Annotated in this window: 12 protein-coding genes; 7 read left to right on the forward strand and 5 right to left on the reverse strand. The window is 56.7% G+C overall.

The window, feature by feature from the left end:
* Positions 1–98 precede the first annotated feature (98 nt).
* The 3 genes from EV680_RS03805 to EV680_RS03815 form a co-directional block, all read right to left on the reverse strand.
* Entirely contained in the window at positions 99–1,970 is a 1,872-nt protein-coding gene (locus tag EV680_RS03805) for a potassium transporter Kup (protein WP_132953387.1), read from the reverse strand.
* 118 nt (positions 1,971–2,088) lie between these two features.
* Positions 2,089–3,237 carry an NnrS family protein gene (locus EV680_RS03810; RefSeq protein WP_132953389.1) on the reverse strand — a complete coding sequence of 383 codons (1,149 nt, stop codon included), beginning with the start codon at positions 3,235–3,237 and terminating at the stop codon, positions 2,089–2,091.
* A gap of 199 nt (positions 3,238–3,436) precedes the next feature.
* Positions 3,437–3,820, reverse strand: a complete 384-nt coding sequence (locus EV680_RS03815) for a hemerythrin domain-containing protein (protein WP_132953391.1) — start codon at positions 3,818–3,820, stop codon at positions 3,437–3,439.
* 100 nt (positions 3,821–3,920) lie between these two features.
* On the opposite strand from EV680_RS03815, the gene EV680_RS03820 reads away from it, so the two are divergent.
* The 5 genes from EV680_RS03820 to EV680_RS03840 all read left to right on the forward strand — a co-directional run bounded on the left by EV680_RS03820 (position 3,921) and on the right by EV680_RS03840 (position 9,290).
* Complete coding sequence (locus tag EV680_RS03820) at positions 3,921–4,364, forward strand: RrF2 family transcriptional regulator (RefSeq protein ID WP_132953393.1); 444 nt, start codon at positions 3,921–3,923, stop codon at positions 4,362–4,364.
* Positions 4,365–4,632: 268 nt separating this feature from the next.
* Entirely contained in the window at positions 4,633–5,565 is a 933-nt protein-coding gene (hemC, locus tag EV680_RS03825; RefSeq protein WP_132953395.1) for a hydroxymethylbilane synthase, read from the forward strand.
* A gap of 369 nt (positions 5,566–5,934) precedes the next feature.
* Positions 5,935–6,648: a uroporphyrinogen-III synthase gene (locus tag EV680_RS03830; RefSeq protein ID WP_132953397.1), complete on the forward strand. Its 714-nt coding sequence runs from the start codon at positions 5,935–5,937 to the stop codon at positions 6,646–6,648.
* 3 nt (positions 6,649–6,651) lie between these two features.
* Complete coding sequence (locus tag EV680_RS03835) at positions 6,652–8,067, forward strand: uroporphyrinogen-III C-methyltransferase (protein WP_132953399.1); 1,416 nt, start codon at positions 6,652–6,654, stop codon at positions 8,065–8,067.
* Complete coding sequence (locus EV680_RS03840; protein ID WP_132953401.1) at positions 8,064–9,290, forward strand: heme biosynthesis HemY N-terminal domain-containing protein; 1,227 nt, start codon at positions 8,064–8,066, stop codon at positions 9,288–9,290. Before EV680_RS03835 ends, EV680_RS03840 begins: the two co-directional genes overlap by 4 nt.
* Positions 9,291–9,492: 202 nt before the next feature.
* Here EV680_RS03840 and EV680_RS03845 read toward each other — a convergent pair whose 3' ends face one another.
* A complete protein-coding gene (locus EV680_RS03845; RefSeq protein WP_132953403.1) occupies positions 9,493–10,299 on the reverse strand; it encodes a DsbC family protein in 807 nt (268 codons plus the stop codon).
* A 162-nt stretch (positions 10,300–10,461) separates the two neighbouring features.
* Here EV680_RS03845 and EV680_RS03850 point away from each other — a divergent pair, with 162 nt between their 5' ends.
* Both EV680_RS03850 and EV680_RS03855 read left to right on the forward strand, forming a co-directional pair.
* Positions 10,462–11,256, forward strand: coding sequence for a 3'-5' exonuclease (locus EV680_RS03850; protein ID WP_132953405.1), 795 nt, complete (start codon positions 10,462–10,464; stop codon positions 11,254–11,256).
* A gap of 99 nt (positions 11,257–11,355) precedes the next feature.
* Positions 11,356–12,237, forward strand: a complete 882-nt coding sequence (locus tag EV680_RS03855) for a prephenate dehydrogenase (protein ID WP_132953407.1) — start codon at positions 11,356–11,358, stop codon at positions 12,235–12,237.
* A 248-nt stretch (positions 12,238–12,485) separates the two neighbouring features.
* On the opposite strand, the gene EV680_RS03860 is transcribed toward EV680_RS03855, so the two are convergent.
* Entirely contained in the window at positions 12,486–12,935 is a 450-nt protein-coding gene (locus tag EV680_RS03860) for a TIGR01244 family sulfur transferase (protein WP_132953409.1), read from the reverse strand.
* Between the last annotated feature and the right edge of the window lie 130 nt (positions 12,936–13,065).

The raw sequence follows: 13,065 nt of genomic DNA on the forward strand, positions 1-13,065 counted from the left end.
CTATCACATTCGCGGTGGCGGTGTGTTTGAAACGTGGTGGTGATTGCCAAATGTGTAAAGGCCGTCTGAAAGCTTTTCAGACGGCCTTGGAGTGGCATTTATATATCGAGCTGCGAGCCCATTTCCACCACGCGGTTGCCCGGTATGCGGTAGTAATCGGTGGCCGGAGTGCTGTTTTTATACAGCCATTTGAAATAGCGGCTTCTCAGGCGGCCCATATAGCCGCTGCGGGTAAGCGGCAGAATGTGCAGGCTGTCGCGCGAGAGGAAAAAAGAGGTTTCCATCAATTCGAGCTCCACGCCCTGTTTGCGTGCCAGGCCGAGCAAATGGCGCACGCGCGGCGTTTCCTGAAAGCCGTAATGCCCGATAATGCGCACAAAGCGCGGCCCCAGCTGCTTGATGGCCAACCGCTCGGCTTCGGGCACGCGCGGCACATCAAGCGTTTGAATGGTAAACAGGATATTGCGCTCGTGCAGCACTTTATTGTGCTTCATATTGTGCAGCAGCGCCTTGGGCACAGAGGCGGCATTGCTCACCATATACACCGCGTTGCCCGGCACGATTTGTGGCGGAAACTGATCGAGGTTTTCGATAAAGCTGTTTAAATCCAAACCATTGTCGGCGTGTTGCCGGGCGATGATGGCGCGCCCCTGCCGCCAGGTGGTGAAGGTAAACACCAAAATAGCGGCCACCATCACGGGGAACCAGCCGCCGGTGGGGATTTTCAGCAGATTAGAGGCAAAGAAAGCCAAATCAAAGGTGAGAAATATTGCGGTAAGCGCAATCGCGGCGGCTTTAGGCCAGCGCCAATTTTTCACCATCACAATAAAAAACATCAACGTGGTGAGCACCATGGTGCCGGTGGCGGCGATGCCGTAAGCGGAGGCCAAGTTGGCGGAGCTGCGAAAGCCCAACACCACCAGCAGCACAATCACCAGCAACATCCAATTCACGGCGGGAATATAGATTTGGCCGATTTCGGTTTCGCTGGTGTGGTTAATCTGCATGCGCGGGGTGAAGCCGAGCTGGATGGCCTGGCGGGTGAGCGAATAAGCGCCCGAAATCACCGCCTGGCTGGCAATAATGGTGGCCAGCGTGGCCAGCACAATCAGCGGAATCAGCGCCCATTCGGGCACGCTCAGAAAAAACGGATTTTTAATCGCTTCGGGCGTGCGCAGCAAAAGCGCGCCTTGGCCGATATAGTTTAAAGCCAAAGCGGGCAGCACCAGCGAGAGCCAGGCCGTTTGAATCGGCCGGCGGCCGAAATGCCCCATATCGGCATACAAAGCCTCGGCACCCGTTACCGCCAGCACCACCGCGCCCAGGCTCACAAAGCCGGCCCAGCCGTGATGGGTGGCGAAATAAAGGCCGTAATAAGGATTGATGGCGCGCAACACCGATGGGTTTTGCACAATCTGATAAATGCCGGCAGCGGCCAGCGTGGCAAACCAAAGCAGCATCACCGGCCCGAAAAAAGCGCCGATGCGCTGAGTGCCTTTGCGCTGGATAATAAACAGCACCAGCAACACTGACAGCGCAATCGGCAGCACCCAATGCCCGAGTGCCGGGTTGATCACCGTCAAGCCCTCGGCTGCAGAGAGCACCGAAATGGCCGGCGTGATCATGGCATCGCCGAAAAACATCGCCGTGCCGGCGAGGCCCATCATCAGCACCACCCAAGCGGGCTTGCCCTGAAGATATTGCAAGGCCAGCTGCATCAACACCACCACGCCGCCTTCGCCTTTATTGTCGGCATGCAGGATAAACACCACATATTTGAGCGTCACCACCAGAATCAGCGCCCAAATAATCAGCGACACAAAGCCCAATATGCCGGTTTCGCCGACCTGCATATGCGAAGCCAGAAAGGTTTCTTTCAGCGTGTAGAGCGGGCTCGTGCCGATGTCGCCATACACAATGCCCAAGGCGGCCAAAACCATGGCAGAGGCCGGGCGGTGGTGATTTTGCATGAGTTTGCAATCGATAAAAAATAAGATGCAGAGATTTTACGCTTGGCTTGTGGAAAACTAAACAGGCCGTCTGAATGTTTTCAGACGGCCTGTTTAAACCAATGAAAAATATAAACATTTATCCGGATTTGCCATCGGCGCGTGGCTTGAGCAGCCACGGAATATAGCGCCATGCAAACAAAAGCAGCGCCAGCGCAAATAAAGCCGCCGAGCAATAAATGCTGTGGGTGTAGGCCGCGCCGCTGGCAAAAGCGGCAAACACCCGCGTGAGCGTGGCCAGCACCATCAGCCAAAAAGCCAGCGGCACCGGCGATGGCGGCGGGTAAATCGCATGGCCGGTGTGGCCTAGCGCCGTGCGCGCCATCATGCCCAGCGTGAGCAGGCCGATGCCGCCCACGCCGATTAAATGCACACCCAGCGACAAATAAGCCGGCAACCATTGTGCAATCCCCGTGACCAACAAGCCCAACGCGGTGAAAAAATAGCCGGCAAAAAGCACCCACAGCATCGGCTCGCGCACCACATCTTTATGCCACCAGCGAAACACCTGTACCAAATTAATGATGCCCGCCGCCATGCCCAAAAGCCCCGCCAGCGGCAAGGCCGTTTGAAACATCATCAAAACCGCCATCAGCATCGGCAGCACCAGCGCCGACAAAGCCACCCACATCGGGCTGGCCACCTGCGCAATATTCAGGCGTTTGGCAGTGAAAAAAGGCATGATGCGCATGCCTACCAAGCCGATAAAGCCCGCCACCATCACCAAGCCCGCCAACAGGCCGTTGAGCAGCGCCCCCGCTTGGAAAGGCTGCAAATAAAGGTGGAACACCGCATGGGTGAGGCCGAACACAAACAGCGCCGCAATCGCAATATAATTGCGCGAATTGCGGCTGCGCACCACCGGTAAAGCCATGCACACCGCCGCATACCAAAAAAATGCCGTGCCCGAAATGCCGCTGATAGCCGCACCGTTGGGCAAGTAAAGCGCCAGCCGCGCCAGAAGCCACAAAGCCGTGAGGGCAAACAGCGCGCCGCCGCGGGTGGGCGGCTGGCCGGTCCAGGCCGTTACCGCTGTGAGCAAAAAGCCCACCACCACCGCCCCGGCATAGCCCCAAATCATTTCATGCGCGTGCCAATAAAAAGAAGGCAGCTCGGCCGTGCCCTGATAGCCAAAGCCCCACAATAAAATCGACAGCGCACCAAAAAGCGCCGCCAATGCGTAAAAAGGGCGGAAAGCCATGGCCCAAACAGCGTGCTTAAACAGCATAAAAGCGGCTCCTTATACCAATTCAAAAAAATAACCTAACTTCGTTGTCTCGCCTTGCCGTACTATCTGTACTGTTTGCGGCTCGCCGCCTTGTTAGCTTATTTTTTTGAATTGGTATTATTTAATTGTTTTTAAAAGTGTACAAATATTTTCAGACGGCCTGATTCAATCAAGCAGGCCGTCTGAAAACCATGTGTGTTTACAAATGAACCAAAGGTTCATCCAAATAAGGCTCGATGGCCGGAAACAGCGAGCGCTCTTCAAAGCGCGCATGTTCGCGCAAGGTTTCGGCAAAGCGCCGGTTCCATTCAGCATCTTGATACTGAGGCGCAGCCAGCATACCGCACAGCGCAGCGTGATCTTCTTCAAAGCGTTGTTGCAAAGCCGCATCAAGCTTGCCCCAATGCGGTGCAAACTGCGTTTCTTCCGAGGCAAAATGCGCCAGCAAATCGGCGCGGTGGTTTTCAATATCGGCCTGATGATCGGCCGAGAGCTCGCGCAAAATGCGCAAACACAAAGCCAAAGAATGATGGTGCTCGCGTGAGCGTTCGATTAAATCGGGGTGTCTTTTGAGGGGTGTCATGATGGTGTTTCGCAGCGGTTTGTGTTATAAGTTTCATCTATTATGAAACTTAAGACGGCATAAAGTCAATCCTCAATCATTCCGCCCTGAGAGAAGCGCTATGTATTTGACCCAACACACCGATTACGCCATGCGCGTACTGATCTACACCGCCATCAACGATGATGCGTTGGTTAATATCAGCACCATTGCCGACACCTACGGCATCTCCAAAAGCCATTTGATGAAAGTGGTCACTGCCTTGGTGAAAGGCGGCTTTCTGGCCAGCGTGCGCGGCAAAGGCGGCGGCTTGAGGCTGGCGCGTGCGCCTGAAAACATCAATCTCGGCGCGGTGGTGCGGCATTTGGAGCCGATGCAGCTGGTGGAATGCATGGGGCAAAACAACGATTGCCTGATCACCCCCAATTGCCGCCTTGCCGGCATACTCGGCGGCGGCATCAAGGCTTTTTTGAATTATCTCGACGGCTTCACGCTGGCCGATTTGCTCAACAAGCCCACTTATGATTTGCTTTATATGCCCAAAATAGAAATCGCCGCCGTTTGAAAACGTTCAGACGGCCTTCTGCCTTGCTGTTAGGGTCTGTTCACATTTCATCACGCGGCAATCTTTTGGCTCAAAAACGCGCCTGCTGCGTTGAAAATGCTCGCAAGGTGTTCAACCTTGCTGTGCTTTTCGCCTTGCAGCCACGCTTTTGCGCTCAAAATCTTACTCGCGGATGAATTGTGAACAGACCCTGGCCGGCGGCGCGTTTCTGAAAAGCAGCCAAACATGATAGACTGGCGGCCATTGTTTCCACCCTTACAAACCCATCATGACACCCAGCAAACTCATTATCGCCAGCCGCGAAAGCGCGCTGGCCATGTGGCAGGCCGAGCACATTCAGGCGCGCCTGCAAGCTCTCTACCCCGAATGCGATGTGCAGATTCTCGGCATGACCACGCGCGGCGACCAGATTCTCGACAAAACCCTCTCCAAAATTGGCGGCAAAGGCCTGTTTATCAAAGAATTGGAGCAAGCCTTGCAAGAAGGGCGCGCCGATTTGGCCGTGCATTCGATTAAAGACGTGCCCATGGATTTGCCGCAAGGTTTCGCCCTGGCCGCCATCGGCGAGCGCGCCAGCCCGTTTGATGCATTTGTGTCCAACCATTATGCGCGGCTTGAAGATTTGCCGCCGCGCGCGGTGGTGGGCACTTCCAGCCTGCGCCGCGAAGCCCAGCTGCGTGCCCGTTATCCGCATTTGGAAATCAAGCCCTTGCGCGGCAATGTGCAAACCCGCTTGGGTAAGCTCGATAAAGGCGAATACGATGCGATTATTCTCGCCGCCGCCGGCTTGCAGCGGCTCGGCCTGGATGAGCGTATCCGCGTGATTTTGTCGCCCATCGACAGCCTGCCCGCCGCCGGGCAGGGCGCGCTGGGCATCGAAATCGCTGCGCAGCGCTATGATTTGCTCGAAGCACTCAACCCGCTCAACCACGCCGTTACCAACGCCTGCGTGAGCGCCGAACGCGCTTTGGCGCGCGCGCTCGACGGCAGCTGCCAAGTGCCGCTAGCCGCTTATTGCACCGAAGAAGCCGGTCTGCTCACCTTGCGTGGCCTGGTCGGCCACCCCGACGGCTCTATTCTTTTGCAGGCCGAAGCCCAAGCGCCGCTCGCTTATGCCGATGCGCTCGGCCGCGCCGTGGCGAAAAAGTTGGCCGACGATGGCGCAGTCGAGCTGATTCAAAGCATTTTGGCTGAACAATAAACGCAAATAATGGGCAGGCCGTCTGAAAAGCGCAATTTCAATATTTTATTGTTGCCAGGCTTTCAGACGGCCTTCTGCCTATCTTGTGGTGGCAACCTTCACCATGCTTTGCAGCTCACCGCCTTATTATCTGTATCTGCCTTATTATCTGTATCTTTAGCATGAACGATAGCGAAGTGAACGAAAAACGGACACCAATACAATCAATCTCAAACCGTGTGTAGGGTGTGTGGCGCGAGCCACGCACGCGGTTTAACCGTTTCTGCGTGCGCTGCTGCGCCATACACTCTGCACCGGCCTGTGTAAGCTTTTCATTCACTCCACTATTATTTTTAATATTTCTAAATTGTCATCAGGCCGTCTGAAACCATGCCCGCAATTTTAATCACCCGCCCCGCAGGCCGCGCCGCCGCCGAAATGCAGGCTTGCGCCGCCGCCGGCTGGCGCGCCCTGCCTTTCAGCCCCATCCGCATCGAAGCCGATGCCGCCGCATTGGCGCGTCTGCCCGAGCAAGTGGCCGCCGCCGATGCCGTGTTTTGGGTGAGCCCGAGCGCGGTGGATATTGCCGCGGGCGTGCTGGATTTTTCAAGCTGCACGCCGCTGCACATCACCGTGGGGCAGGCCAGCGCCCAAGCGCTGGCGGCATTTTGCCGCCAGCCGGTTTACGCGCCGCAAGAGGGCAACGACAGCGAAGCCGTGTTGCAGCTGCCGCTGTGGCAAAGCCTGCCGCGCGGCGCAGAAATATTGATTATCCGCGGCCGCGGCGGGCGCGGTTTTTTAGCGCAATCGCTGCGGCAGCAAGGCTTTAAGGTGCAAATCGCCGAAGTGTATTTCAGACGGCCTCAGCCGCTCGATTGGGCATTGTTTGCGCAAGAAAAGCCCGAGGCCGCTTATGTGACTTCATCCGAAATTGTGCACGAATTGTTTACACAAGCGCCGCCCGAGTTGGCGCAAAATCTGAAAAACTTGCTATACTTTACCCATCATGAGCGCATAGCCGCCGCATTGCGCGCCGCCGGAGCAGAAAATATCCGGCTGGTGGCGCGGCTGGACATGCACACCCTACAGCGTGAAACGGAGTAAGCAATGAAGCCCGACGAGACGCCGCCGGAAGCAAACGAAGCTTCTGCCAACCAAACCATCACGGTATCATCCGACGGCACCGCCACGCCGCCGCAAAATGGCGACAAGTCGGAGCAATCCTCCCCCGCGCCCGCCGCGCCCCCAAAGCCCGCCCCCGAATCTGTCGATACAGGAAACCCCATGTCTGAGCAAAAAAACAGCCAAACGAGCGCCGTTGCGCCCGTTGCCCCCGTTGTCATCAAACAATCTTCCGGCAAAGGCCTGGCCGCCGGCGCGCTGGTGTTGGCGCTGTTAGGCTTGGGCGCGAGCGGCTTTTTGTTTGTGCAGGGGCAGAATATTCTGAAAACCCAGCAGCTGAGCTTTGATCAAAAAATCGACAAAGCCGCCTTGGGCGAGAGCCAAAATGCTAACCTGCTGCAAGACAATATCCGCAAGCAGGCCGAAGTGCAGGCCGCGTTGGCGCAGCTTTCAGACGGCCAAAAGCAAAATGCAGAGCAAATCACCACCGCCAACCGCGCTTATCAAGAGCTGCTCAAAGGCCGCGCCAATTGGGTGGTGGATGAAACCGAAGCCACGCTGAACCTGGCTTCGCAGCAGCTCTTGCTCTCAGGCAATGTGCCGGTGGCGGTAAACACGCTGGAAAACATCGAAAGCCGCCTGAGCCGCTTCGATCAGCCCGAATTGCTGCCCATCAAACAAGCCGTGAGCAGCGATATCGCCGCCTTGAAAAACCGCCCCTATCTGGATATTTCCGGCACCTCGCTCAGGCTCGACCGCCTCGAAACCGCCGTGGCCGGGCTGCCGTTGGTGCTGGACGGCACTTTGCAGCCGGGTAAAAACACCGCCCAAGCCGTTGATACCTCGGCCATGCCGTGGTGGCAGGCTGCTTGGGAAAAAACCTTGGCCAGCCTGCAAGGCATGGTGGAAGTGCGCCGGCTCAACAATAACGACGCCATGTTGATGGCGCCCGAGCAAACCTATTTCGTGCGCGAAAACCTGCGCCTGCGCCTGCTTGATGCGCGTGTGGCCTTGCTGCAACACAACGGCGAAGTGTATCAAAGCGATTTAAACAGCGCCGAGGCCGCCGTGAAACAATATTTCGATGCGCGCTCACCGGCCACGCAATCGTGGCTGAAAGAATTGGCCGAGCTCAAAAGCCTCGATATCCGCATGATTTCCGATGATGTGCTGCGCGCCAGCCAAACCGCCGTGCGCGCTTATCAAGACAGCGTGCGCACCGCCATGCCGCAAGCCCTGCCCGAAGCGGCAAGCAGCGCGGCCGCTAGCCAGCCGGCCGCGGCATCGGCACCGGCTGCTGCACCCGCAGCGCCTGCACAAGATGCACACGATGCAGCCAGCCAGCCTGAAGCGGCCAAGCCCGCCGCTCCGGCACCTGCCGTGAAAGGGGAGCAAGCATGAGAGGCCTGATTTGGATTATCGTGTTGTTTGCCGTGGCCGTGGCCATTGCCATGGGCGCAAGCCTGTATAACGGCAATGTGTATGTGGTGGTGGAGCAAACCATGTTGCGCATCAATCTGCATGCCTTTATCTTGGGCTTGCTGGCGCTGGTGATTGTGCTTTATCTGCTGGTGCGCCTGATTGCCGGCATTTTGCATGTGCCCGGCCGCATGCAGCGCTTCGGCGTGGCGCGGCAAGGGCGGCAGGCAGCGGCGGCGCTCAATAATGCCGGCTTGGCGTTTTTTGAGGGCAAATTTCAAAAGGCCGAGCAAGAAGCCGCTAAAGTGCTGGCCAACAAAGAAGCCGGCGACAACCGCACGCTGGCCTTGATGCTGGGTGCACACGCGGCCGATCAGATGGACGATACCGCGCTGCGCGACCGTTATCTGAAAGACATCGAAACCCTGCCCGCGAAAAAGCAGCTTTCCCGCTATCTGCTGCTGGCCGAAGCGGCGCTGGGCCGGCGCGATTATCCGGCTGCCGAAAACAACCTCAATGCCGCCGCCCAAATCAACCCCAGCCTCACCCGCTTGGTGCGTTTGCAGCTGCGTTATGCGTTTGACCACGGCAATGCGCTGGAGGTGCTCGACAAAACCGCCAAGCTGCAAAAAGCCGGTGCCATCAATGATTACGAAGCCGGCCAATACCAAAGCTGGGCTTACCGCCGCCTGCTGGCGTTGGTGCGCGACGGCGGCGGCCTCAAAGCCTGCCTCAAGCGCATACCCGATGAGCAGAAAGCGGGCGAATTGTGTGCCGTGATTGCCGAAAAATATGTGCATTTGGGGCTTTACAGCCAAGCGGTGAAATGGGTGGCGCATTATTATCCGCACACCCGCCAAGCCGAATTGCTGGAGCCGTTTGTACAAAGCGTGCGCTATCTCGACGACAAAGCGCAGCGTAAAGCCATCGATTTGGCCGACGGCTGGTTGCAGGCGCAGCCCAATGATGCGCAATTGCTGATGTTTCTCGGCGAGCTGGCCTACAGCAAGCAGCTTTGGGGCAAGGCGCAAGGCTATCTCGAAGCCAGCTTGGCCATCAGCCCGAGCGTACAGGCGCGTTTGGCCTTGGCCAAGGTGTTTGACGAAACCGAGCAAAGCGCCAAAGCCGAATCACAGCGCCTGCTCGCGCTCGACGGCGCCACCCACGATGAAAACGAAGCCTTGCTGGCGCTGGAAAACAAATAATTTTCAAATAATTTGAAAGCATGTTGGCAAGGCCGTCTGAAAAAACCGAACTGCACCCCAAAAGTGGTCTTGTTGCATTGGTTTACCATTTGTAAGCTTGCTTTTTTGAATGGGTATTACTTGTTTGAATGGGTGTTAAGGGTTGTATAAATTTGAGGCCGTCTGAAACTTTTCAGACGGCCTCAAATGTTTGGCGTAAAACTTATTGGTTAGCTTCAATCTGCTGCTGCAATTGCGGCAGCGGGCTGTAGCCGCTTTGGCTGCGGCCGTTGGGGAAAACCAGCGTGGGTGTGCCGTTGAAGCCGAGCTGCTCGCCCAGCGACACGGTTTCGGCCACAGGGTTATCGCAAGCGGGGGCGGCAGGCGGCACTTTGCCTTGGCGCATCCATTGCGTCCAAGCGGCGGTGCGGTCGGGCTGGCACCAAATCAGCTCGGCTTTGCGCTGGGCATCGGGGTGCAGGCTGGCAATCGGCAGCATGAAGTTATAAATGGTGATGTCGGTCATCTTGGCGAATTCATGCTCCAGGCGTTTGCAAAACGGGCAATCGGGGTCGGAAAACACCGCCACTTTCAGCTTGCCGTTGCCGCGCACTTCTTTAATCGCCATATCCAGCGGCAGGGTGGAAAAATCGATTTTATTCAATTCGGCGCTGCGCTCGTCGGTGAGGCTTTGGCGGGTGTTGACGTCAATCAGGTCGCCCACCAGCATGTAATTGGCGCTGCCATCGACATAAACCACTTGGTTGCCGCTCACCACCACTTCATAAAGGCCGGCAATCGGCGTGTTGCGCACGCTTTGCACTTTCAGGTTTTGGCCTTGGTAGGTTTGTTCCAATTTGGCCGTCAGCGTTTGCGCCAACTTGCTGTCTACATTGCCGCTTGCCGCCGTTGCGCTCTTGGTTGCGGCCGGGGCAGATGCGGCGCTGTTGTGGGATACCGGCGTTTGGCCGCAGGCGGCCAGCGGCAACAGCGCCAGCGGCAATAAAGAATGGAGCAGGTGTTTGTTCATGCAAAGCCTCGTGTGGGGTGCGCAGGGCGCAATCAAAAATAGGAGGCGCACGCGCGCCGGTGCGCCATTGTACCAACTATCCCGCAGGCGGGCAAAAGCGTGCGCAAGCTTGGCGCAAGCGCCACTTCGTGCCACAATGCAGCATCTGTGGAGAACCAGCCGATGACCCCGATTTTAGCTTTCGATATCGAAACCGTGCCCGATGTGGCCGGTATCCGCCTGCTGCACGATTTGCCCAAAAGCGTGTCTGATGCCGATGTGGTGGCATTTGCGCAGCAAAAGCGCCGGGCGCAAACCGGCGGCGATTTTATGCAGCACCACCTGCACCAAGTGGTGGCGATTTCCTGCTGCATGCGTTGGGGGCAAGATAAAATCCATGTCGGCACCATCGGCGAAATCAACGACAGCGAAGAAACCATGATTGCCAAATTTTTCGATTTGGTGGAAACCCACACGCCGCAATTGGTGAGCTGGAACGGCGGCGGCTTTGATTTGCCGGTGCTGCATTACCGCGCGCTCATACACGGCGTGGCTGCCGCGCGCTATTGGGACATGGGCGAGGGCGATTTCGGCGACAGCCGCGATTTCAAATGGAATAATTACATCAGCCGCTACCACAGCCGCCATTGCGATTTGATGGATTTGCTCGCCCTTTACCAACCGCGCGCCAGCGTGCCGCTGGATGACATGGCCAAGCTGTGCGGCTTTCCCGGCAAGCTCGGCATGGATGGCAGCAAAGTGTGGGATGCTTATCACGCCGGCGATTTGAAAGACATCCGCGATTATTGCGAAACCGATGCGGCCAACACTTATTTAATGTATTTGCGTTTCCGCCTGCTCGGTGGTGCGCTTGATGCGGATGAATACGAGCAGGAAATCAAACGCTTGAAGCATTATCTGCATTCGTTGGCCGAAGAAAAGCCGCATTGGGCGGAATTTGTGGCGGCTTGGTCTTAATCAATAAGCAAGGCCGTCTGAAAGTTGAATGTGCTTTCAGATGGCCTGTGCGGCAATTTTCATTTCCCATTATTTTTCACCCGTTCAGACGGCCTCTTTATGACCCAAACACCGGCACTCAAACAAATCACCCTGATCGGCGTCGGCCTGATCGGTGGCTCGTTTGTGCTTGATTTAAAACGGCAGGGTTTGGTGGAAAAAGTGGTCGGCATCGATTTGGATGCCGACAATCTGGCGCGCGCACTCGAGCGCAAAGTCATCGATGAAGCTTTTGAAGAGATTAACGCCCAAAGCGTGGGCGGCGCCGATTGGGTGCTGATTGCCACGCCCGTGGCCACGCTGCCGCACATCTGCCGCCAATTGGCACCGCTTTTAAGCGTCCACACCATTGTGAGCGATGTGGGCAGCACCAAGCAATCTGCGCTCACCGCCTTTGCCGAACACTTGGGCGCACATCTGCCGCGCTGCGTGGCCGCCCACCCGATTGCCGGCTCCGACCGACACGGCGCGCTGGCGGCGCAATTCGGCCTTTATCAAGATAAAAAGCTGATTATCTGCCCGCATGCGCAGCAAGATGCGGGTGCGCTCGAAACCGTTGAAACCCTATGGCAGGCCGTGGGCGCACACACCTACCGCATGAGCGCCGCCACCCACGATGCCATTTTCGCCGCCGTGTCGCATATGCCGCACATGCTGGCTTATGCTTATGTGCACCAAATCGCCGAGCATCCCGACGGCCAAACCTATCTCGATTTCGCTGCTTCCGGTTTCCGCGATTTCACCCGCATCGCATCGAGCCACCCGGCTATTTGGACCGACATTTGTATGGCCAATAAAGACAGCCTGCTCGATTTGCTCGCCGGCCAGCAGCAAGCGCTGGCTTATCTGCAAAATTTGCTGCAAAGCAACGATGCCGATGCACTTTACCGCTATTTCGAAGAAGCACAACACACGCGCGATGATTGGCAGGCGCGGCAATAGAGGCAAATAATACCCATTCAAAAAAATAATATACAAACAGGCAGCCTGTAGGTCGGATTCTCGAATCCGACACTTGTTCGCAGAACAAGGCACGCACATCACTTTGGCCGTTGGCCAAATGTTGGATTCAAGAATCCGACCTACGCGAATGATGCTGCCGAACTGCTTTTATTTTGTAAGGTTATTTTTTAGAATTGGTATAAAACAGGCCGTCTGAAAGGTTTTCAGACGGCCTCTGCATGCAATATTCATAAGGGTTTATTTGAATCGGTATGAGCGGCAGCTTGCAGGCGTTCGGTGAAATTGCCCAAATCCACGCCGGCTTGCCCTGCGGCGGCGATAATCTCGGCCACCGGCATGCCGGCGGCGGCTTGGTCCAGCCCCCACAGCAGCGAGCAGCGTGTGCCGGTGCGGCAATAGGCGAGCACGGGTGTGTGGCTGCTCTGGCGCAGCGCTTTAAAGCGGGCCACATCGCCGGCTTGAATGGTGGGTGCGGCCACGGGCTGGTGCTGCACATCATCAATGCCTTCTGCGGCCAGCCATTGCTGCACTTGGGCAAAATCGGGCTGGCCGGGCTCTTCGCCGTCGGGGCGGTTGCAAATTACGCGGCCGATGCCGAGCCGCGCGGCTTCTGCGGCATCGGCAGGTGTGAGCTGCGGGGCGATATAGAGGTTGTCGGTGAGTCGGTAAATGCTCATTCGGGCTCCTGGGGCGAGTGGGTTTCAGACGGCTTGATTATAGGCCGTCTGAAAAAGTTGCGGGATAAAGTTTGCTCAGGCTGGGGTTTGTTCATATAGTGGAATGCAAGAAAACGTGATACAAAACTAC

It is taken from the genome of Uruburuella suis, from assembly GCF_004341385.1.
Taxonomy (GTDB): Bacteria; Pseudomonadota; Gammaproteobacteria; order Burkholderiales; family Neisseriaceae; genus Neisseria; species Neisseria suis.

What these genes read in the sequence shown, in the direction of transcription:
- EV680_RS03820 (WP_132953393.1), top strand. Translation starts at nt 3,921, where the DNA reads ATGTATTTGACCCAACACACCGATTACGCCATGCGCGTACTGATCTAC.
- EV680_RS03810 (WP_132953389.1), bottom strand. Translation starts at nt 3,237, where the DNA reads ATGCTGTTTAAGCACGCTGTTTGGGCCATGGCTTTCCGCCCTTTTTAC.
- EV680_RS03835 (WP_132953399.1), top strand. Translation starts at nt 6,652, where the DNA reads ATGAAGCCCGACGAGACGCCGCCGGAAGCAAACGAAGCTTCTGCCAAC.
- EV680_RS03850 (WP_132953405.1), top strand. Translation starts at nt 10,462, where the DNA reads ATGACCCCGATTTTAGCTTTCGATATCGAAACCGTGCCCGATGTGGCC.
- EV680_RS03830 (WP_132953397.1), top strand. Translation starts at nt 5,935, where the DNA reads ATGCCCGCAATTTTAATCACCCGCCCCGCAGGCCGCGCCGCCGCCGAA.
- EV680_RS03855 (WP_132953407.1), top strand. Translation starts at nt 11,356, where the DNA reads ATGACCCAAACACCGGCACTCAAACAAATCACCCTGATCGGCGTCGGC.
- EV680_RS03860 (WP_132953409.1), bottom strand. Translation starts at nt 12,935, where the DNA reads ATGAGCATTTACCGACTCACCGACAACCTCTATATCGCCCCGCAGCTC.
- EV680_RS03805 (WP_132953387.1), bottom strand. Translation starts at nt 1,970, where the DNA reads ATGCAAAATCACCACCGCCCGGCCTCTGCCATGGTTTTGGCCGCCTTG.
- hemC (WP_132953395.1), top strand. Translation starts at nt 4,633, where the DNA reads ATGACACCCAGCAAACTCATTATCGCCAGCCGCGAAAGCGCGCTGGCC.
- EV680_RS03845 (WP_132953403.1), bottom strand. Translation starts at nt 10,299, where the DNA reads ATGAACAAACACCTGCTCCATTCTTTATTGCCGCTGGCGCTGTTGCCG.
- EV680_RS03840 (WP_132953401.1), top strand. Translation starts at nt 8,064, where the DNA reads ATGAGAGGCCTGATTTGGATTATCGTGTTGTTTGCCGTGGCCGTGGCC.
- EV680_RS03815 (WP_132953391.1), bottom strand. Translation starts at nt 3,820, where the DNA reads ATGACACCCCTCAAAAGACACCCCGATTTAATCGAACGCTCACGCGAG.